We start from the raw sequence: 18,536 nt of genomic DNA, 5'->3' as shown, positions 1-18,536 counted from the left end.
TGTGACCCTGGGTGACGGAATGACGCTCCTGGGGCGCGGTCATCCCGGTCGCGTCCCAGCTGGAGGTCGCTGACCTGGCCTACCTTGCCGACCTCACACGACCCGTTCTCGGCCCTTTGCTCTGCACCCGTATACGCAACAGTCGCCCTCCGTTGCCGCTGCGTGGGTGGGTGCAGAGCAAAGGGGAAGGAACGGGGTGTGGGTCGGAGGACACCGGTCACGTTGAGTGCGCAGCGTTGCCCCCCGGCACCCGGCGCCCGGCGCCGGGCGCCCGGCGCGCGAGTGCCCCGACGCGCGCCGCGTCAGTCGGGTCAGTCGGGTCAGGCCGGGCCGAGCAGGTCCCAGGGGTTGCCGGCGATGTCACGGAAGACGGCCACCCGGCCGTACGGCTCGGCGCGCGGCGGCCGGAGGAACTCCACGCCCGCGTCGGCGAGACGGCGATGGGCGGCGTCGAAGTCGTCGACCCGCAGGAAGAAGCCGACCCGCCCGGCCGTCTGGGTGCCGACCGCCGCCTCCTGCCGTTCGCCGTCAGCGCGGGCCAGCAGCAGGCCGGTCTGCGCGCCCGGCGGGCGGACCACCACCCACCGCTTCGGGCGGCCGTCGGTGGTCTGCGCCGGGGAGTCCTCGACCAGCTCGAAGCCGAGGACCTCCGTGAAGAAGGCGATGGCCGGGTCGTACTCGGCGACGACGAGGGTGACGAGGTCGATCTGCACCCGCCGAGCCTAGAGCGTGACCAGGGCCTAGAGCGTGACCAGCGTGGGCAGGCGGCGCTCCACCACCGGCAGCACGTCGGCCACGGTGACGGGGCGGCCCAGCTCCGCGGTGAGCGAGGTGACCCCGGCGTCGCGGATGCCGCAGGGCACGATCCGGTCGAAGTAGCCCAGGTCGCAGTCGCAGTTGATCGAGAAGCCGTGCTGGGTGACCCCGCGGGCGACCCGGATGCCGATGGCGGCGACCTTGCGGGCGGGGCCCCGGTCGTCCTCGGGCACCCAGACGCCGCTGCGCCCCGCGACCCGGTCGGCGGCGAGGCCGAACTCGGCGCAGACGTCGATCAGCAGCTGCTCGGTGCGGCGCACGTACGCGACGACGTCCACCGGGTCGGGCAGCTTCACGATCGGGTAGCCGACCAGCTGCCCCGGGCCGTGCCAGGTGATCTTGCCGCCGCGGTCCACGTCGACGACGGGGGTGCCGTCCAGCGGCCGGTCCCACGGCTCGGTGCGCTTGCCGGCCGTGTAGACGCTCGGGTGCTCCAGCAGCAGCACCGTGTCGCCGCGCTCGCCGGCCACCACCGCCTCGTGGAGCCGCCGCTGCTCGTCCCACGCGGCCTGGTAGTCGAGCACCCCTGCACGGACGGCGGTCAGCCCCGGAATCGTCGCGGTCACGCCCACCAGCCTAGTCCCGCACCCGCCGGTCAGGCCGGTGGCACCCGCCACAGCCACACGTCGTCGACGCGCTGCGGCGGGCCGAGCAGGGCGGTGGCGGTGCGGCGCAGCGCGTCCTCGTCGAGGTCATACTTCGCGCCCTCCACCCGGTCGGCGAGCACCACCACCTCGACCCCCCAGTACCGCAGGTCGGCCAGGGACAGCCGGATGCTGCCCTCGGTGACGATCGGGACGAGCCCCGTGCGGCCCGCCTGGTCCATCAGCGTGTCGAAGGTGCGCGGCGGCGGCCCGATCCGGCCCCGGCCGTCCGGGCCGCCGGGGCCGAGGAAGAACCCCGCCGGGAGGCGGAACTCACCCTGCCGGTGGGCGAGCGCGTACGCCTGCCAGCGCTGCCCGTCCGGGGTCACGTCGAGGGTCAGCGGCAGCGGGGTGAGCGTCCCGCCCGGGGAGACGTACTCCTTCCAGGTGCCGGCGGTGATGAACGCCGGCACCGGCTCGCGGACCCGGGTCAGCAGCGGCGTGGGCAGCAGCGGCAGCAGCGCCGCCACGAGGCCGAGCCCCCAGGCGGCCCGCGCGGCCCGGCGGCGCGGCGGGTCGGCCCGCAGCCGGTCGACGGTGTACGCCAGCAGCACCCCGATCACCGGGGCCACGATCAGGGCCAGCCGGGCCGGCAGGGCGGCGTTGACCACCGGCAGGTCGTCCAGCAGCAGGAACGGCAGCGGGGTGTCGGTGTGCCGGCCGGCCCACTTGGCCCGGGGCCCCCAGGACAGCACGGTGAACACGACGGCGGTGCCGCCGAGGGCGGCGAGGGTGGCCCGCAGGGCCCGGTCCCGCCGCCACAGCCAGCCGAGGCAGACCGCGGCGAGCAGCAGCAGCGGCACCCCGAAGAACGAGTTCTCCTCGGTCGGGTTGGGCGCGAGCGAGGTGCCCAGCCCCGCCTCGCCGGCGAGGGACCGGCGCGGGTACGCCGCGTACGCGGCGATGTCCTCGGCGTGGATGACCGGGTCGAAGCCGGTGCCGTGGAAGCGCTGCGGGCCGGCGAAGTGCAGCCACAGCGGGTACGCCAGCAGCACCCCGGCGGTCAGCGCGGTCACGCCCAGCCCGCGCGTGAAGGCGGGCAGCGCCGCGTGGGCCCGCGCCCGCCGCTCGGGGTGCAGCGCCCAGACCGGCAGGAACACGCCGAGCGCGAGGGCGGTGAAGAACAGCCCCTCGGCGGCGATCGAGAAGGCGACCGCCACGGCGACGCCGAGCACGACCCCGTTGCGCAGCCAGCGCCCCGGCTCGCGCAGCGCGAACACCCGCCACAGCAGCAGCGGCACCAGCCACCCGGCGGTCCAGTTCAGGTGGGCGTTGGCGTGCGACACCATCCCCGGGGAGAACGCCACGAACAGCGCGCCGACGCCCGCCGCGAGCCGGCTGCGCACGAGCTGCCGGGACAGCAGCAGGTACCAGGCCAGCGCGGTGGCGGCGAGGTTGAGGGTCAGGATCACCAGGAACGTCGCGGGCGGCCCGATCAGGTACGTCAGCGGCGCGAACACGGCGGCGTACACGGTGATCGAGGTGTTGACCGCGAGGTTCACCCCGTCGGGGACGTTGAGCAGGGTCGTGAAGAGCGGGTTCTCGCCGTGCGTCAGCGCGTGCGCGCCGAAGGCGAGCAGCCACTCGAACAGCGCCTGGTCGCTGGAGTTGACGGTGATCACCCGCTGGTCCGGGCCCAGCCACAGCCCGCTGGTGACCCAGCCGGCGAGGGCCAGCGCGGCCACCGCGAACAGGGCGTCGGCGCGCCGGTCGCGGCGGCGGCCGGTGGCGACGGCGGGGGCGGGGGGAGATCCGGCGGCCGGGGGCGGGGAGGACGGCACGCAGCGGACGTTACCAACCGGACCCGGGCACGCCGGGGCGACACGGGCGCGTCGGGCCAGCCCCTGGGCCGGCGGGTGGCGCACACGTCGACGGCGGCGAATGTGTGACCGGCGACCATGTCGGCGCGAGGAAACGCGGACGTAACCTCGCGGCAACTCGGAAGTGACTCAGTTCACAATCCGCGACAGGAGGTCGCCGTGCGCCGCTCCACCATCTCGCTCACCTGGCTCGCCGGGGCGGTCGCCGGGGCCGCGCTCGCCGCGGCGACCCTGGTCGCCGTCGTCGCCGCGCCCGCCCGGGCCGCCACCCTCACCCAGGTCACCGGCTTCGGCACCAACCCCGGAAACCTCGCCATGTACGCCTACCGGCCCGACGGCCTCCCGGCGAACGCGCCCGCCGTCGTCCTGCTGCACGGCTGCACCCAGAACGCCGCCGGCTACGTCGCCAACTCCGGCTGGCAGAAGTACGCCGACCAGTGGAAGTTCGCCCTGATCGTGCCCCAGCAGTCCGCCGCCAACCAGGCGCTGACCTGCTTCAACTGGTTCACCGAGGGCGACATCGCCCGCGGCCGGGGCGAGGCGGCGTCGATCGCGCAGATGGTCGGGCACGCGAAGACCACGTACGGCCTCGACGGCAGCCGCATCGCCATCAGCGGGCTGTCGGCGGGCGGGGCGATGGTCTCGGTCATGCTCGCCACCTACCCCGAGCTGTTCGCCGCCGGATCGGTCGTCGCCGGGGTGCCCTACCGCTGCTCCCCGCCCGCGTCCACCAGCGTCTGCCAGTACAGCGGGGTCGACAAGACCCCCACCGCGTGGGGCGACCTCGTCCGGGCCGCGTACCCCGGCTACGCCGGCCGCCGGCCCCGGGTGGCCATCTGGCACGGCACCGCCGACAGCACCGTCGTGCCGGCCAACGCCGTCGAGTCGCGCGACCAGTGGACCGACGTGCTCGGCGTCGGCCAGACCCCCACCGGCACGGCGTCGCTGCCCGCCGGCACCAGCCTCGAGGTGTACGGCGACGACGCCGTCCGCCTCTACCGGGTCGCGGGGATGGGCCACGGCACCCCCGTCGACCCCGGCTCCGGCGCCGACCAGTGCGGCACCGCGGCGGCGTACTTCCTCGACACGATCTGCTCGACGTACCGCGATGCGCTCTTCTTCGGCCTCGACGGCGGCGGCGCGTCGCCCAGCCCGACCCCGACGGCCACCGCGTCGCCCACCCCCACCCCGACGGCCTCGCCGACCGCGTCGCCCACCGCCTCGCCCACCCCGACCGCGTCGCCCACGTGCGTCACGGCCAGCAACTACGCCCACGTCGCCGCCGGGCGCGCCTACCAGTCCGGCGGCTACGCCTACGCCCTGGGCAGCAACCAGCGGCTGGGCCTCTACAACGTCTTCTACGTCTCGACGCTGAAGCAGACCGCCCCCGGCTACTGGGTGCTCGGCTGCTGACCCGCGTGATTGCAGGGGCCCCCTGCTATGCAGAATGCGTTAACAGGGGGCCCTTCCTTCTCAGTCGTTGAGGGCGGCGTGCAGGGCGCTCGGCAGGTCCGGGTGGTGGTACGCGAAACCGGCCCGGGTCAGCACGGCGGGCAGCACCCGGGCGCTGGTGAGCGCCTCCTGGGCGAAGCCGCCCAGGGCCACCTTCAGGGCCAGCGCCGGGATCGGCACGACCGCCGGGCGGTGCACCTGGCGGGCCAGCTCCCGGGTGAACTCGGCGTTCGTGACCGGGGCGGGGCCGACGACGTTGACCGCCCCGGCCACGTCGTCGCGGTCCAGCAGGAACCGCGCCGCCCGCAGCCAGTCGGCCATCGAGATCCACGGCAGCCACTGCCGGCCGCTGCCCAGCCTCCCGGCGATGCCCAGCCGGAACGGCAGCAGCTGCGGCTTGAGCAGCCCGCCGTCGCGGTGCAGCGGCAGCCCGGTGCGCAGCCGGACGACCCGCACCCCGGCGTCCTCGGCGGGGCGGGTGGCCGCCTCCCAGACCCGGCACACGTCGGCGAGGAAGCCCTCGCCCGCCGGGGCGTCCTCCTCGACCACCCGGTCGCCCGTGTTGCCGTACCAGCCGACGGCCGAGGCGTTCAGCAGCACCGTCGGCCGGTCGGCGGCGGGCAGGCCCGCGATCGTGATGGCCAGCGTGGTGGTCGAGTCGACCCGGCTGGACCGGATCAGCCTCCGGTACGCGTCGTTCCACCGCTTGTCGCCGACGCCCGCGCCGGCCAGGTTGACCACGGCGTCGGCGTCGGCGACCACCGCCGGGTCGAGCTGCGCGGCGGTCGGGTTCCACTGCCGCTCGTCGCCGGTGCGCGCCGGCCGCCGGACCAGGCGGGTCACCCGGTGGCCGTCCGCGGTGAGGTGGTCGGCCAGCCGGGTGCCCAGGAAGCCGGACGCGCCGGCCAGGAGGATCCGCATGCCCCCATCTTCGGTCACGGGCGGGCGGTTGGATGCGGTGAGCGGGATGAAGGAGCCCGCTCAGCTCCTGACGCTCAGCCCCCGACGCCGGCCGGGCGCAGGTCGGCCAGGAGACGCTCCACCTCCGCGAACGCGTCGGCCGGCAGCGGGCCGAGGGCGAGCGTGGCGAAGTTCTCCTCCGCCTGGGCCACCGTGCGGCAGCCGGGGATCGGCAGCGTCCGGTCGCTGCGGGCCAGCAGCCACCCCAGCGCGCCCTGCGCGAGCGTACGGCCGTCGGCCGTCAGCGCCTGGCGCACCTCGGCGACCCGGGCCGCCCACTGCGGCGTCGGCCGGCCGTCGGTGAACCACGCCAGCCACTCCGGGGCCTTCCCGCGCACGTCGTCGCCGCCCAGCGCCGCCGGACTGCCCTGGTAGCGGCCGGTGAGCAGGCCCATCGCGAGCGGCCCCCGGTTGAGGCTGGCCTGGTCCAGCTCGGCGCAGACGGCGAACATCGCCGCGTTGTCCTTCAACACCGACTGGTCGTGCTGGATCGCCGCGCAGTGCGCGCCCGCCTCGGCGAACGCCCGCGCCGAGGCCGGGTTGTCGGTGCTCCACCCGTACGCCCGGATCTTGCCCTGGGTGACGAGGCCCTCCAGGGTGTCGACGAGGTCGAGCGCGGCGGGCACCGGCAGGTCGTTGAGGTGCAGCTGGTAGAGGTCGACGTGGTCGGTGCCGAGCCGGCGCAGCGACCCCTCCAGGCTCTCCACCGCGTAGCCGGGGGAGGCGTCCGCGCCGGTGGCCAGCCGGGTCGCCTCCTCGGAGCGGTTGCCGAACTTCGTGGCGATCACCACCTGGTCCCGGCGGCCCGCGAGGGCCCGGCCGAGCACCCGCTCGCTGTGCCCGGCGCCGTAGTTGCTGGCCGTGTCGAACAGCGTCACCCCCAGGTCGAGGGCCCGGTGCACGGTGCGGATCGACTCGTCGTCGTCGACCTCGCCCCACCCGTACGGCTGCCCGTCGTCGCCCCAGAGCGGCCCGCCGATCGCCCAGCACCCCATGCCGATGGCGCTGACCTCGATCCCGCTGCGGCCCAGTGTCCGTGTCGTCGTCATGCGCCCAGTTTTCTACCTGGAGCGCGCTCCAGGTCAAGCGCTACTGTGCGTCGGTGACCGGATACGCCCCCTCGGAAGCCGCCCGCCGCAGCGGGTTCAGCCTCGACACCCTGCGTTACTACGAGAGGATCGGCCTGCTCAGCGGCGTCGGCCGCACCTCGGCCGGGCGTCGGGTGTTCACCGACGAGGACCTGGGCTGGCTGACGCTGTTCCGCTGCCTGCGCGACACGGGCATGCCGATCGCCGAGATGTGCCGGTACGCCGAGCTGGCCCGCGCCGGCGACCACACGACCGGGCAGCGCCGGGCGCTGCTGGTGCGGCACGCGGACCGGGTCGAGGAGCAGATGCGTCTGCTCCAGCGCCAGTACGACCACCTGCGCGAGAAGATCGACTACTACGACACCCTGGGCTGAGTGGGCGCCGGCCGCGCCGCGTTATCCGGTCGACCGCCCCGGTGACTGGTGGCAGGATGCCTCGGATGTCGACATCCCGTGGTGACCTCGTGCGGTGGCAGTTCGACCTGACCTGGGCCCTCTTCGAACACCACCTCGAACGGCTGGAGCCGGCCGACTTCCTCTGGGAGCCGGCCGCGCACTGCTGGACCCTGCGGCCCGGCCCGGCCGGCACGTGGGTGGCGGACTGGGCGCAGACGGAGCCCGACCCGGTGCCGGTGCCGACGATCGCGTGGCTGACCTGGCACATCGGGTGGTGGTGGTCGGCGGCGGGGGAGCACCTCCAGGGGCGGCCCGTGCCCCCGCACACCGAGGTCGCCTGGCCGGGTGCCGGCGCGGCGACGATCGAGTGGCTGCGCGACCTGCGGCGGCAGTGGCTCGGGCACCTCGACGGGCTCGCCGACGCCGACCTCGACCGGGTGGCCGCGTACCCGTGGCCGGCCGACGCCGGGCACACCGTCGCCCACCTGCTCGGTTGGGTCAACGCCGAGCTGATGAAGAACGTCGCCGAGATCGGGCAGCTCCGGCTGCTGCGCGCCGCACAGTGACTCAGCGACGCCAGCACCGCCCCGCATCCTCGATCTTGCAGTTTCGGCCCCTGCGGTGCACCTTGTGCCCCATATGCCTGGGCCCAAACTGCAAGATCGACGGGGTGGCCGGAGGTTTGACTTGTCGGGCACGGGGGGTGTGGGGGGCTCGGTGGGTGCCGCTTGCGCAGTGTCAGGGGGCGAGGCGGCGCAGGACCGGGGTGAGCGGGTCGAGGGCGTCGGCGCGTACCACGAAGCGGGTGACGCCCCAGCGGCGCACGTGCCCGGCGACCGCCGCGACGATCTCGTCCTCGGTGCCGATCAGCACGAACGGGGTGGCCAGCAGCTCCGGGCCGGTCAGGCCGGCGGCGGCCGCGTGCTGCGCCGCGACGGCCTCCGCGTCGTCGGTCACCGCGACCGTCTGCACCAGCGCCTCCAGCGCCGGTGGCCGCGCCCGGCCCGCCGCGCCCTCGGCGACGCGGTCGAGCTGCGCCTCGATCTGGTCGGCCCGCCACCGGGCCTCGTGCCGGTGGCCGTCGTCGAGGGTGCGGCCGAAGCCGGCCAGCCCCACGACGTCGGCGTGCGCGCCGGCCCAGCGCAGCAGCGTCGAGTTGGACGTGCCGACGGTCAGCGGCACGCGCCCCTGGACCGGCCGGGGCGACTCCAGCCGGGCGGCGCGCACGGTCAGCTCGGGGGAGTCCACGGTCACCTCCTCCCCGTCGAGCAGGGCGCGCACCGCCCCGGCGGCGGCGACGCAGCGGCGGACCCGGCCGGCGACGTCGGGGCGGTCCCGGCCGACCGCGCGCCACTCGGCGGGGGTGTGACCGGCCCCGACGCCGAGGCGGGCCCGCCCGCCGGAGACGACGTCCAGGGTGGCCACGGCGGTGGCGAGCAGCATCGGCTCGCGGACGCCGAGGTTCGACACGTACGAGCCGAGGCCGATGGTCTCGGTGACCGACGCGGCGGCGGCCAGCGCGACGAACGGGTCGCCGCACGAGCCGGGGTGGTCGGCGGCGAGCAGCGCGTCGAAGCCGGCGGCCTCGGCCCGGCGGGCGAGGTCGAGCCAGCCCGCCGCGTCGGTCGGGCCGGACTGGAGCGAGAAGGTGGCCATCGCCCCAGCGTCCGGCACCGGCGACCGGCGGGCAACGCGCCAGGGGCCGATTCTGCCGACCGGCGAATCCGCCGAGCGCTGAACCCGCACCGCCGCCACCGTAGCCCGGCCCGCCCGCAGCCCCGGCACTCCGCAGCCCTCGTCACTCCTCGTCCGGGCCGCCGTCGTGCCAGCGTTGCCGCCACTGCGCCTCCCGCGCCTCGTGGGCGGTCCGCTCGGCGAAGACCGCCTCACGCAGCGCGTGCCGGGAGTCGGCCATCGTCACCACCTCCACGGCCACCAGGCCGACGCAGACGCCGGTGAGCAGGATGATCGCAGCCAGCGTCGGCAGCCGGCCGGCGACCGGCACCAGGGCCACGATCAGCAGGACCGTGCCGACGCGGGCCCAGGTGAGGGTGCGCAGCGTGCGGAGCTGGAAGAGGATGTCGCCGGACAGATAGCAGGCCACCCCGCCGTAGAGCAGCGGGATCCCCGGGCGGTGCAGCGACTCGTCCAGCGGCAGGTGCGGCTGGCCGAGCAGGTTCAGCATCTCCTCCGCCCCGAGCGAGAACAGGATCAGCCCGGTGATCATCGGCAGGAAGAGGTAGGCGTACGCGTCGCGGGCCAGCGCCACCCGGGTCCGACCCCGGGCGGCGTGCAGGGCGATGCGGGCCGCCGGACCGATCACGTCGAAGTGCAGCCACCACAGCGTCGCGGCCAGGACGATGCCGATGCCGGCGGCGGTGATCGCCTGCCAGTTGAGCGGCCGGCCGGCCAGGTTGGTGCCGACGCCCACGGAGATCACCGACTCGCCGAGCGCGATCATCAGGATCAGGTCGTACCGTTCGGTCCAGTGCTCGGCCGAGGTCACCCCGCCGCCCCCGGTGCCGGCCAGCAGCCCGGTGGCGTACTGCGAGACGACCACGACGGCCCAGAGCCCGTCGCGGACCAGCGCGGCGTCGCCGGGGTCGGCCAGGTGGGCGGGGACGAGGGCGGCGGCGAGCAGCAGCCCGGTGCTGAGCACCAGCTCCGGCGCGAGCTTCATCAGGTGCCGGCTCTCCACCGGCTGATTCCGCATCACGTGCCAGTAGACCCACAGGTGGACGACCCGGATGACCAGGTAGCTCAGCGCGACGATGAGCGGGGCGGCCAGCCCCTGCCCGTGTGCGGCGATCGTCTGCGGCACGGCCAGGGCGAACGCGAACACCGCGGCCATCCCGACCACCATGACCACCGGCACGAAGCCCTCGCCGAGGCGGACCCGGGTGGCGACGATGCTGTGGATGACCCAGACCCACCAGAGGACCGCCAGCACGAGGAAGCCGTGCAGCAGGGTGTGGCCGGTGATGGCGGTGGCGGTGGCCCGCACGATGACGAAGAACGAGAAGACGAAGACCAGGTCGAAGAAGACCTCGAACCGGTCCACCCGGGCGCCGGGCGCGATCGCCACGGCGGGCCCGAGGCTGCCCCGCCGCCGTTCGCCGCGCACCCGTCCACTCTCGCAGCGTCCGCCGGGCCGCCGGGCGGAATCGGCGCAGCCGCTGCCGGGCCGGGAGAACCCCGGCGGGTACGCCGACGGGCGCCCCGGTCGAGGTGACCGGAGCGCCCGTCGGAGGGGACAGCGGTGGTTACAGGCCCAGCTCGGCCTCGAAGTTGCCGCCCTCCAGCCGCTCCTTGACCGCGACGAGGAAGCGGGCCGCGTCGGCGCCGTCGATCAGCCGGTGGTCGTACGACATGGCCAGGTAGACCATCGAGCGGACCGCGACGACCTCGCCCAGCTCCGGGTCGTTGACCACGACGGGGCGCTTCACCACGGCGCCCGTGCCGAGCATCGCCGACTGCGGCGACGGCACGATCGGGGTGTCGAACAGCGCGCCCCGGCTGCCGGTGTTGGTCAGCGTGAACGTGGCCCCGGCGATCTCGTCCGGGCTGATCTTGTTGGTGCGGGTGCGCTCGGCCAGGTCGGCGACCCGCTTCGCCAGGCCGCCCAGGTTGAGGTCGCCCGCCCCGTGGATCACCGGCACCATGAGGCCGCGCTCGGTGTCCACCGCGATGCCGAGGTTCTCGGCGTCCGGGTAGGTGATCGTCCCGGCGTCGAGGTCCATGCTGGCGTTGACGATCGGGAACGTCTGGAGCGCCTCGACCGCCGCGAGGGCGAAGAACGGCAGGAACGACAGCTTCACGCCGTGCCGGGCCAGGAACGAGTCCTTGGCGCGGGCCCGCAGCTTGGCGACCTTGGTGACGTCCACCTCGACGACCGTGGTGAGCTGCGCCATCTCGTGCAGCGACTGCTGCATCCGCTTGGCGATCGTGGCCCGGATCCGGGGCAGCTTCTCGGTGGTGCCGCGCTTCGCGCTCGGCTGCGGCTTCGCGGCCGGCTTCGCCGGTGCCGCCGCGGCGGCGGGCTGCGCCGCCGGTGCCGGTGCCGCCTTCGCCGCCTTGGCCTTCTCGGCGGCCTCCAGGACGTCCTGCTTGCGGATGCGGCCACCCACGCCGGTGCCCTTGACCGAGGCGAGCTCGACGCCGTGCTCGGCGGCGAGCTTGCGGACCAGCGGGGTCACGTACCCGGCGGCCTCCTCGCCGCCGCCCTGGGCGGGCGCGCTCGGGCGGGCCGGGGCGGCGGTCGGCGCGGGCGGCTGCGCCTGCTGCTCGGCCTGGGCCGGCTTGGCGGCGGTCTCGGCCTCGGCCGCCGGCTCGTTGTAGGACGAACCCGGGGTCGGCTCCTCGGCCTTGGCGGCCGGGGCGGCCTCGGCCTTCGGCTCCGGCGCGGGCTCGGCCTTGGGCTCCGGCTTCGGCTCGGCCTTCGGCTGGGCCGGGGCGGCGCCGGCCGCGCCGACGACCGCCAGGTCGGCCCCGACGGCGGCGGTCTCGTCCTCGGCGACCTTGATCTCCAGCAGCGTGCCGGCGACCGGGGACGGGATCTCCGTGTCGACCTTGTCGGTGGAGACCTCCAGCAGGGGCTCGTCGACCTCGACGGTGTCGCCGACCTGCTTGAGCCAGCGGGTGACGGTGCCCTCGGTGACGCTCTCGCCCAGGGCGGGCATCTTCACCGGGGTGCCCTCGCCCGCCGGGGCCGGGGCGGCCTCGGCGGCCGGCGGCTCCTCGACGGCCGGCTGCTCCGCCTCGGCCTGCGGCTCGGCGGCGGCCTCGGCGGCCTCCTCGGCCGGCTCCTCCTGCGGCGCGGCTCCGCCACCACCGGCGGACTCGCCCTCGCCGGCGATGACGGCCAGCTCGCTGCCCACCTCGGCGGTCTCGTCCTCGCCCACCACGATCCGGCTCAGCACGCCCGCCGCCGGGGACGGGATCTCCGTGTCGACCTTGTCCGTCGAGACCTCGAGCAGCGGCTCGTCGACCTCGACGGTGTCACCCTCCTGCTTGAGCCAGCGGGTGACGGTGCCCTCGGTGACGCTCTCGCCGAGCCGAGGCATGGTGACCGATACCGGCATCTTCTAAGACTCCTTCTTCCCCTGGTGCGATCTCGCCCGTCTGCCGCCGGACGCCGCGGAATGAGTTCTCGATCAGGCGTGCGCGTGCAGCGGCTTGCCGGCGAGGGCGAGGTGCGCCTCGCCCAGGGCCTCGTTCTGGGTCGGGTGGGCGTGCACGAGCTGCGCCACCTCGGCCGGGTACGCCTCCCAGTTGTAGATGAGCTGCGCCTCGCCGACCAGCTCGCCGACCCGCGCGCCGACCATGTGCACGCCGACGACGGGGCCGTCCTCCACCCGGACCAGCTTCACGAAACCGGCGGTCTTGAGGATCTGGCTCTTGCCGTTGCCGCCCAGGTTGTAGTTGTACGTCTTGATCTTGTCGGCGCCGTACTGCTCCTTGGCCTTCGCCTCGGTGAGGCCGACCGACGCCAGCTCGGGGTCGCAGTAGGTGACCCGGGGGATGCCGGCCTCGTCGATCACGGCCGGGTTCTGGCCGGCGATCTCCTCGGCGACGAAGATGCCCTGCTGGAAGCCCCGGTGGGCGAGCTGGAGGCCGGGCACGATGTCGCCGACCGCGTAGACGTTCGGCACGCCGGTGCGCAGCCGCTCGTCGGTCAGCACGTACCCGCGGTCCATCCGGACGCCCTGCTCCTCGTAGCCGAGGTCGGCGGTGTTCGGGCCGCGGCCCACGGCGACCAGCAGCAGCTCGGCCTCGACGGTCTCGCCGCCGGCGATGGTCACCTTGACGCCGTTGTCGGTCTTCTCGACCTTCTCGAACGGCTTGCCCACCTTGAAGTTGATCTTCCGCTTGCGGAACGCCCGCTCCAGCGCCTTCGACGACTCCTCGTCCTCGGCGGCGACCAGCCGGGGCAGCGCCTCGACGATCGTCACGTCCACGCCGAAGGACTTCCACACGCTGGCGAACTCGACGCCGATCACGCCGCCGCCCAGCACGATCGCCGAGGACGGGACCCGGTCCAGCGTCAACGCGTGGTCGCTGGTGATGATCCGCTCGCTGTCGACCTCCAGGCCGGGCAGGCTCTTCGCGTACGAGCCGGAGGCCAGCACGACGTTGCGGCCGGTGTACCGCTTGCCGTCGACCTCGACGGCGTTCGGGGCGACCAGCCGGCCGTGGCCCTCGACGATGGTGATCGCCTTGTTGCCCTTGAGCATCCCCTGGAGGCCCTTGTAGAGGCGGGAGATCACGCCGTCCTTGTAGGCGTTGACGCCGGCCATGTCGATGCCGACCAGCTCGGCCTTCACGCCGAACTGCTCCGACTCCCGGGTGGAGTCGGCGATCTCGGCGGCGTGCAGCAGGGCCTTCGTCGGGATGCACCCGTTGTGCAGGCAGGTCCCGCCGAGCTTGCCCTTCTCGACCAGCGCCACGGTCAGGCCCAGCTGGACGGCGCGCAGGGCGGTCGCGTAGCCGCCGCTGCCACCTCCGAGGATGACGATGTCGAAGGTCGCTTCGTTCGGCTCGCTCACGTCCAACTCCCAGTTCGCGTCACTGCATCGGGGGTCACGGCAGGGGTGGCACGGACAGACCCCACCTCGGTCATCTTGTCACCACCGCGTACCGGGCGCGTAGTGAGGTGCCCAACGACACGTCCCCGACACGTACGCTTGGCACCGGTTTCGATCGCGGATGTGGGGGAGACGGGCGGTGGCGCTGTTCCGACGACGCAAGAAGGCGCGCCCGGCGGGGCCCGACCGCGCGCCCGACCGCGCCGATCTCGACCACCTTGCGAACTTCGTCCGCACCCGGCGGGGGGTCGAGGCGTTCATCGAGCCCCGCACCACCGTCACCGAGACCACGGTGATCCTCATCGCCGACGACGGGGAGTGGACCCGCCGGCGCGTCGACGGCCCCGAGGGGGCCCGCCGGTTCGCCCACAAGCTGGCCATCCCGATCTACGACGTGCGGCTCATGGGCTACCCGCAGCGGATGCGGGACTACAACGAGCGCCGCAAGCGCCGCCCCGAGCTGAGCTGAGCCGCCGGCCGGAGCTGCGCTGAGCCGCTGCCCCGAGCTGCGCTGAGCCGCCGTCCCGGCCCCGTGCCGGGCCGCGCGGCGGAGGGCCCCCACCGGGCGGGGGGACCCTTCCGCGCGACCGCGTCAGCCGTTGGCGGCTACGTCCTCCACCAGGTGCACGAGGGTACGCACCGGAACCCCCGTGCCGCCCTTGGTCCAGTAGCCTGTCGCCTCACCCGAGTGGTAGCTGGGGCCGGCGATGTCGAGGTGCGCCCAGGCCACGTCGTCGGTGACGAACTCGCGCAGGAACACCCCGCCCTGCAACATGTGCCCCGCCCGGTCCATCCCGGCGTTGACCTGGGAGATGTCGGCGACGTCGGACTCCATGCCCTTGCGCACCTCGTCGGGCAGCGGCATCGGCCAGGCCGGCTCGCCGACCGCGTCGCCGGCCGCCCGGACCCGCTCGCACAGCTCCGGGGTGCCCATCACGCCCGAGATCCGCTTGCCCAGCGAGACCACCTGCCCGCCGGTGAGGGTGGAGACCTCGAACAGGTAGTCGGCGCCGTCCTCGCAGGCTCGCGCCATGGCGTCGCCCAGGACCATCCGGCCCTCGGCGTCGGTGTTGAGCACCTCCACCTTCTTGCCGTTGTACATGGTGATCACGTCGCCCGGCCGGTAGCTCGTGCCCGACGGCATGTTCTCGGCCATCGGCAGGTAGCCCGTCACCGTCACCGCCGGCTTCAGTGCGGCGATCGCCAGCATGGCCGCGCCGACCGCCGCCGCGCCGCCCATGTCGGACTTCATCTCCCACATGCCCTGCGCCGGCTTGATCGAGATGCCGCCGGTGTCGAAGGTGATGCCCTTGCCGACCAGCGCCACCCGCTTGCCGCTGCCCCCGCCCTCGGGCGTGTAGGTGAGCGTGACCAGGCGCGGCGGGGCCTCCGAGCCCTGCCCGACGGCCAGGATGCCGCCGTAGCCGCCGGCCGCCAGGGCCGCCTCGTCGAGCACCTCGACGGCGAGCCCGGCCGCGCGGGCGGCCTCGGCCACCGCGTCGGCGAACCCCGGCGGGCGCAGCAGGTTCGGGGCCATGTTGACCCAGTCGCGGGTCAGCCGGACCGCGCCCGCCACCGCGTGCGCCCGCTCGATCTCGGCGCGGGCGCCCGCGTCGCCGGCCTCCGGCACCGCGACCAGCACCTCGGCGACCGGCTCCCGCCGGGCCGGCTGCGGGCGGGTCTTGTACCCGGCGAACCGGTAGCCGCCGAGCAGCGCCCCCTCGGCCACCGCGCGCAGCGCGTCGGCGGCGTCGGCGTCGTCGGGCAGCGGCAGGCTCAGCGCCACCCGGCGGGCCCCCGCCAGGGCCCGGACCGCCGAGCCGGCGGCCCGGCGCAGCGTCTCCGGCGCGGGGGCGGCCCCCGTCGGCTCGGGGCCGAGGCCGACCGCCGCGACCACCGGGGCGGTGACGGTGCCCAGCGTGGCCAGCTTGATCACCTCGCCCGGCGCCCCGGTCGCGCCGAGCAGCGCCAGCGTCTCGGTGAGCCTGCCGTCGAAGGCGGCGGCGATGCTCTCGGCGCCGCTGGCGAGCAGCAGCGCGCCGGCGGGGTCGCCGGCGGCGGCCTGCTCACCGGTCTGGCTGTGCACGCCGATCACGATCGCGTCGACGGCGAGCTCGGCGGGGTCTGTGTCGACCAGGCTGAGGGTGGTGCTGGGCGATGTCACTGAAGCTACTCCGGGCGGGCCGGGCCGGCCGCGTCGTCGCGTACCGGCGGTGAAGGTCTCCGGCGGCAACCTACCCGCCGGACGGTGGGCTGTCCCGCCGAACACCGCCGACGGGGTCCCGCCGATGCTAACCAGACGTTCAGCCCCCGGTAAGTTGCCACCCATGACCGACGCGACCTCCGACGCCGCCGCGACCCGGCTGCGCCGTTCCCCGCTGCACGAGCGGCACACCGCCCTCGGCGCCAAGTTCGCCCCCTTCGGTGGCTGGGAGATGCCCCTGGAGTACGCCGGCGGCGGGGTGCTCCGGGAGCACGCGGCGGTCCGCACCGGGGTCGGCGTGTTCGACGTGTCGCACCTGGGCAAGGCGCGGGTCACCGGCCCCGGCGCGGCCAGCTTCGTCAACGCCTGCCTCAGCAACGACCTCGGCCGGATCGGCCCCGGCCAGGCGCAGTACACCCTGTGCTGCGACGACGCCACCGGCGGCGTGGTGGACGACGTCATCGCCTACCTGCACGCCGACGACCACGTCTTCCTCGTCCCGAACGCCGCGAACACCGCCGAGGTGGTGCGCCGGCTGCGCGCCGCCGCGCCCGAGCACGTCGTCGTCGACGACGAGCACGCCGCACACGCCGTCCTGGCGGTGCAGGGCCCGCGCTCGGCCGAGCTGCTCGCCGCGCTGGGCCTGCCCACCGACCACGACTACATGAGCTTCCGCACCGCCACCCTCGCCGACGCCGAGCTGACCGTCTGCCGCACCGGCTACACCGGCGAGCTGGGCTACGAGCTGGTGGTGCCGGCCGGGCACGCCGTCGCCGTCTGGGACGCGCTGACCGCCGCCGGCGCGGCCTATGAGCTGCGGGCCTGCGGGCTGGCCGCGCGGGACACCCTGCGCACCGAGATGGGCTACCCGCTGCACGGGCAGGACCTGTCGCCGGAGATCACCCCCGTGCAGGCCCGCTCCGGCTGGGCCGTCGGCTGGGACAAGCCGGCGTTCTGGGGCCGCGACGCGCTGCGCGCCGAGAGGGCCGCCGGTCCCGCGCGTACGCTGCGCGGCCTGGTCGCCGTCGACCGGGCGATCCCGCGCCCCGGCATGAAGCTCTACGTCGGCGACGCCTGCGTCGGCACGGTCACCAGCGGCACCTTCAGCCCGACGCGCAAGCAGGGCATCGCCCTGGCCCTGCTCGACACGGCCGCCGGCCTCGCCGACGGCGACCGGGTGGACGTCGACATCCGGGGCCGCCGCGCCGCCCTGACCCTCACCCGCCCCCCGTTCGTGACCCCCTCGGTGCGCTAGTCCCCGCTCGACGGGGTGGGGCGTTCGCCGGCGTCGAGGACGGCCTGGGTCCAGCCGCCCTCGATGACGCCCGTCGCGCCCAGCACGGCCCAGTCGACGACGTCCGCCGCCTCGACCACCACGGGCGCGCCGATGCGCACCGCCGGGTCGGTGCCGGCGTCGCTGGCGCTCGCCCCGACGATCCGCTCCGGGGCGTCCCACGACGTCACGCCCGCCCACACGTACTCGGGGCCCTCGTCGCCCGGCAGGCCGTACTTGACCACGAGCTGCGACTCCGCCGGCAGCCGGCCCGCCAGGAACCGGGCCCGCACGTCGTCCAGGCCGGCCCGGGCGGTGGCGATCGCCCGGCTCATGGCGTCGCCGGGTCGGGCGTAGCGCACGTCCGGCGCGATGCCGTCGAACAGCGTGGCGCAGGCCGCCGCGAAGTAGCGCCCGTCCGGGCCCGGGTGCCCCGGCGGCGGGCGCAGGCTCAGGAACGAGTCGGCGTCCGGGTCGGTGGCCGGGTCCAGCTCCAGCCGCAGCAGCACCGGCGCGGTCGCCCCGTGCTGCTCCGGGTTGCCGTAGGCGACCGCGATGTCGTGCCCGGTGACCGTGGCCAGCACCGGGAGCTGCACGAACGCCGGCACCTCGTCGCCGGCCAGCCCATCGGTCCAGGCCCGCAGCAGCCGGCGGGCGGCCCCGGTGAGCACCGCGCCCCAGGCCCGGGTGAGGTGGTCGGGCACCCCCTGGGTCTGCAACTCCAGCAGCCCGAAGCGGCGCAGCCCCTTCGTGGTGAACCACAGCCCCTCGGCGTCGGAGGAGTAGGGCACCAGCACCCAGTCGACCAGCCGGATCCGCCCCTGCTCGTCCGGCAGCGACCGCAGCGCCGTGGCCGGGTCGAGGAACTGGAGGCCGAAGACGTCCACCACGTCCCCGCCCGCGCTCTCGGCGACGGCGGCGGCGACCGCCCGCGCCGCCCACTCGTGCGCGGGCGGCCAACCCGGCCGGTACTCCGCCTGCACCACCACCAGGTGGGTGGCCGCGGCGAGCCGGTCGAGCTGCGCCTGGCCCGCCCCGAACGCGGTCAGCAGGTCCGGCGGCAGCGCCGGGAACTCGGCGACCGGCCGGGTGTCCACGCTCATCAGCGGGCTGTCCAGCATCTGCGTCGCCAGCCCGTGCACCGGCTCGGCGAGCCGACCGGCCAGCGCCCGCACGGCCGTCTTCACGCCGACCTTCGGCAGGCCCACCATCGGCACCAGGTAGGTGGCGGTGAGCGACTCGGGGACCGGGACGGGCAGGAAGTCGTCGGTGATGAGCATGTGGTCCCCTGTCTGCCCCGG

The 18,536-nt window shown here is 74.9% G+C and carries 16 protein-coding genes; 5 read left to right on the top strand and 11 right to left on the bottom strand.

The window, feature by feature from the left end; all coding sequences use genetic code 11:
- Window positions 1-320: 320 nt before the first annotated feature.
- The 3 genes from O7628_RS03695 to O7628_RS03685 are packed head-to-tail and all read right to left on the bottom strand — an operon-like array spanning window position 321 to window position 3,154.
- The gene (locus tag O7628_RS03695; protein WP_278128328.1) at window positions 321-713 is read right to left on the bottom strand and encodes a VOC family protein; all 393 of its coding nucleotides are present in this window, start codon (window positions 711-713) and stop codon (window positions 321-323) included.
- Window positions 714-740: 27 nt separating this feature from the next.
- On the bottom strand, window positions 741-1,382 hold the full coding sequence (gene lipB, locus O7628_RS03690; RefSeq protein WP_278128327.1) for a lipoyl(octanoyl) transferase LipB: 642 nt from the start codon (window positions 1,380-1,382) through the stop codon (window positions 741-743).
- 29 nt (window positions 1,383-1,411) lie between these two features.
- Window positions 1,412-3,154 carry a DUF2079 domain-containing protein gene (locus O7628_RS03685; RefSeq protein ID WP_278136201.1) on the bottom strand — a complete coding sequence of 581 codons (1,743 nt, stop codon included), beginning with the start codon at window positions 3,152-3,154 and terminating at the stop codon, window positions 1,412-1,414.
- 285 nt (window positions 3,155-3,439) lie between these two features.
- Between O7628_RS03685 and O7628_RS03680 the strand changes: the two genes are divergently transcribed.
- Window positions 3,440-4,693 carry a PHB depolymerase family esterase gene (locus O7628_RS03680; RefSeq protein WP_278128325.1) on the top strand — a complete coding sequence of 418 codons (1,254 nt, stop codon included), beginning with the start codon at window positions 3,440-3,442 and terminating at the stop codon, window positions 4,691-4,693.
- Between the two features lie 60 nt (window positions 4,694-4,753).
- Here the strand turns inward: O7628_RS03680 and O7628_RS03675 are convergent, their stop codons facing one another.
- Window positions 4,754-5,653 (bottom strand): TIGR01777 family oxidoreductase, encoded by a 900-nt coding sequence (locus O7628_RS03675; protein WP_278128324.1) that lies wholly within the window; start codon window positions 5,651-5,653, stop codon window positions 4,754-4,756.
- Between the two features lie 74 nt (window positions 5,654-5,727).
- On the bottom strand, window positions 5,728-6,741 hold the full coding sequence (locus O7628_RS03670) for an aldo/keto reductase (RefSeq protein ID WP_278128322.1): 1,014 nt from the start codon (window positions 6,739-6,741) through the stop codon (window positions 5,728-5,730).
- 53 nt (window positions 6,742-6,794) lie between these two features.
- Here O7628_RS03670 and O7628_RS03665 point away from each other — a divergent pair, with 53 nt between their 5' ends.
- Both O7628_RS03665 and O7628_RS03660 read left to right on the top strand, forming a co-directional pair.
- Complete coding sequence (locus O7628_RS03665) at window positions 6,795-7,154, top strand: MerR family transcriptional regulator (protein WP_278128319.1); 360 nt, start codon at window positions 6,795-6,797, stop codon at window positions 7,152-7,154.
- A gap of 65 nt (window positions 7,155-7,219) precedes the next feature.
- The gene (locus O7628_RS03660; protein ID WP_347405144.1) at window positions 7,220-7,741 is read left to right on the top strand and encodes a DinB family protein; all 522 of its coding nucleotides are present in this window, start codon (window positions 7,220-7,222) and stop codon (window positions 7,739-7,741) included.
- A 172-nt stretch (window positions 7,742-7,913) separates the two neighbouring features.
- Here the strand turns inward: O7628_RS03660 and O7628_RS03655 are convergent, their stop codons facing one another.
- The 4 genes from O7628_RS03655 to lpdA form a co-directional block, all read right to left on the bottom strand.
- Window positions 7,914-8,831, bottom strand: a complete 918-nt coding sequence (locus tag O7628_RS03655) for an LLM class flavin-dependent oxidoreductase (protein ID WP_278128315.1) — start codon at window positions 8,829-8,831, stop codon at window positions 7,914-7,916.
- Window positions 8,832-8,973: 142 nt separating this feature from the next.
- Window positions 8,974-10,299 carry a low temperature requirement protein A gene (locus O7628_RS03650; protein WP_278128314.1) on the bottom strand — a complete coding sequence of 442 codons (1,326 nt, stop codon included), beginning with the start codon at window positions 10,297-10,299 and terminating at the stop codon, window positions 8,974-8,976.
- A gap of 139 nt (window positions 10,300-10,438) precedes the next feature.
- Window positions 10,439-12,256 carry a 2-oxoglutarate dehydrogenase, E2 component, dihydrolipoamide succinyltransferase gene (gene sucB / locus O7628_RS03645; RefSeq protein ID WP_278128312.1) on the bottom strand — a complete coding sequence of 606 codons (1,818 nt, stop codon included), beginning with the start codon at window positions 12,254-12,256 and terminating at the stop codon, window positions 10,439-10,441.
- A 72-nt stretch (window positions 12,257-12,328) separates the two neighbouring features.
- Window positions 12,329-13,720 carry a dihydrolipoyl dehydrogenase gene (lpdA, locus tag O7628_RS03640; RefSeq protein WP_278128311.1) on the bottom strand — a complete coding sequence of 464 codons (1,392 nt, stop codon included), beginning with the start codon at window positions 13,718-13,720 and terminating at the stop codon, window positions 12,329-12,331.
- A 178-nt stretch (window positions 13,721-13,898) separates the two neighbouring features.
- Between lpdA and O7628_RS03635 the strand changes: the two genes are divergently transcribed.
- The gene (locus O7628_RS03635; protein ID WP_278128309.1) at window positions 13,899-14,228 is read left to right on the top strand and encodes a hypothetical protein; all 330 of its coding nucleotides are present in this window, start codon (window positions 13,899-13,901) and stop codon (window positions 14,226-14,228) included.
- A gap of 123 nt (window positions 14,229-14,351) precedes the next feature.
- On the opposite strand, the gene O7628_RS03630 is transcribed toward O7628_RS03635, so the two are convergent.
- Window positions 14,352-15,923 (bottom strand): leucyl aminopeptidase, encoded by a 1,572-nt coding sequence (locus O7628_RS03630; protein WP_278128307.1) that lies wholly within the window; start codon window positions 15,921-15,923, stop codon window positions 14,352-14,354.
- A 163-nt stretch (window positions 15,924-16,086) separates the two neighbouring features.
- Between O7628_RS03630 and gcvT the strand changes: the two genes are divergently transcribed.
- Window positions 16,087-17,217: a glycine cleavage system aminomethyltransferase GcvT gene (gene gcvT, locus O7628_RS03625; RefSeq protein ID WP_278128305.1), complete on the top strand. Its 1,131-nt coding sequence runs from the start codon at window positions 16,087-16,089 to the stop codon at window positions 17,215-17,217.
- Here the strand turns inward: gcvT and O7628_RS03620 are convergent.
- On the bottom strand, window positions 17,214-18,515 hold the full coding sequence (locus O7628_RS03620) for a DUF2314 domain-containing protein (protein WP_278128303.1): 1,302 nt from the start codon (window positions 18,513-18,515) through the stop codon (window positions 17,214-17,216). The two genes, gcvT and O7628_RS03620, sit on opposite strands and share 4 nt — an antisense overlap.
- Between the last annotated feature and the right edge of the window lie 21 nt (window positions 18,516-18,536).

The organism is Micromonospora sp. WMMD956, from assembly GCF_029626125.1.
Taxonomy (GTDB): domain Bacteria; phylum Actinomycetota; class Actinomycetes; order Mycobacteriales; family Micromonosporaceae; genus Micromonospora; species Micromonospora carbonacea.
This window is presented reverse-complemented; position numbering and strand designations above follow the sequence as displayed.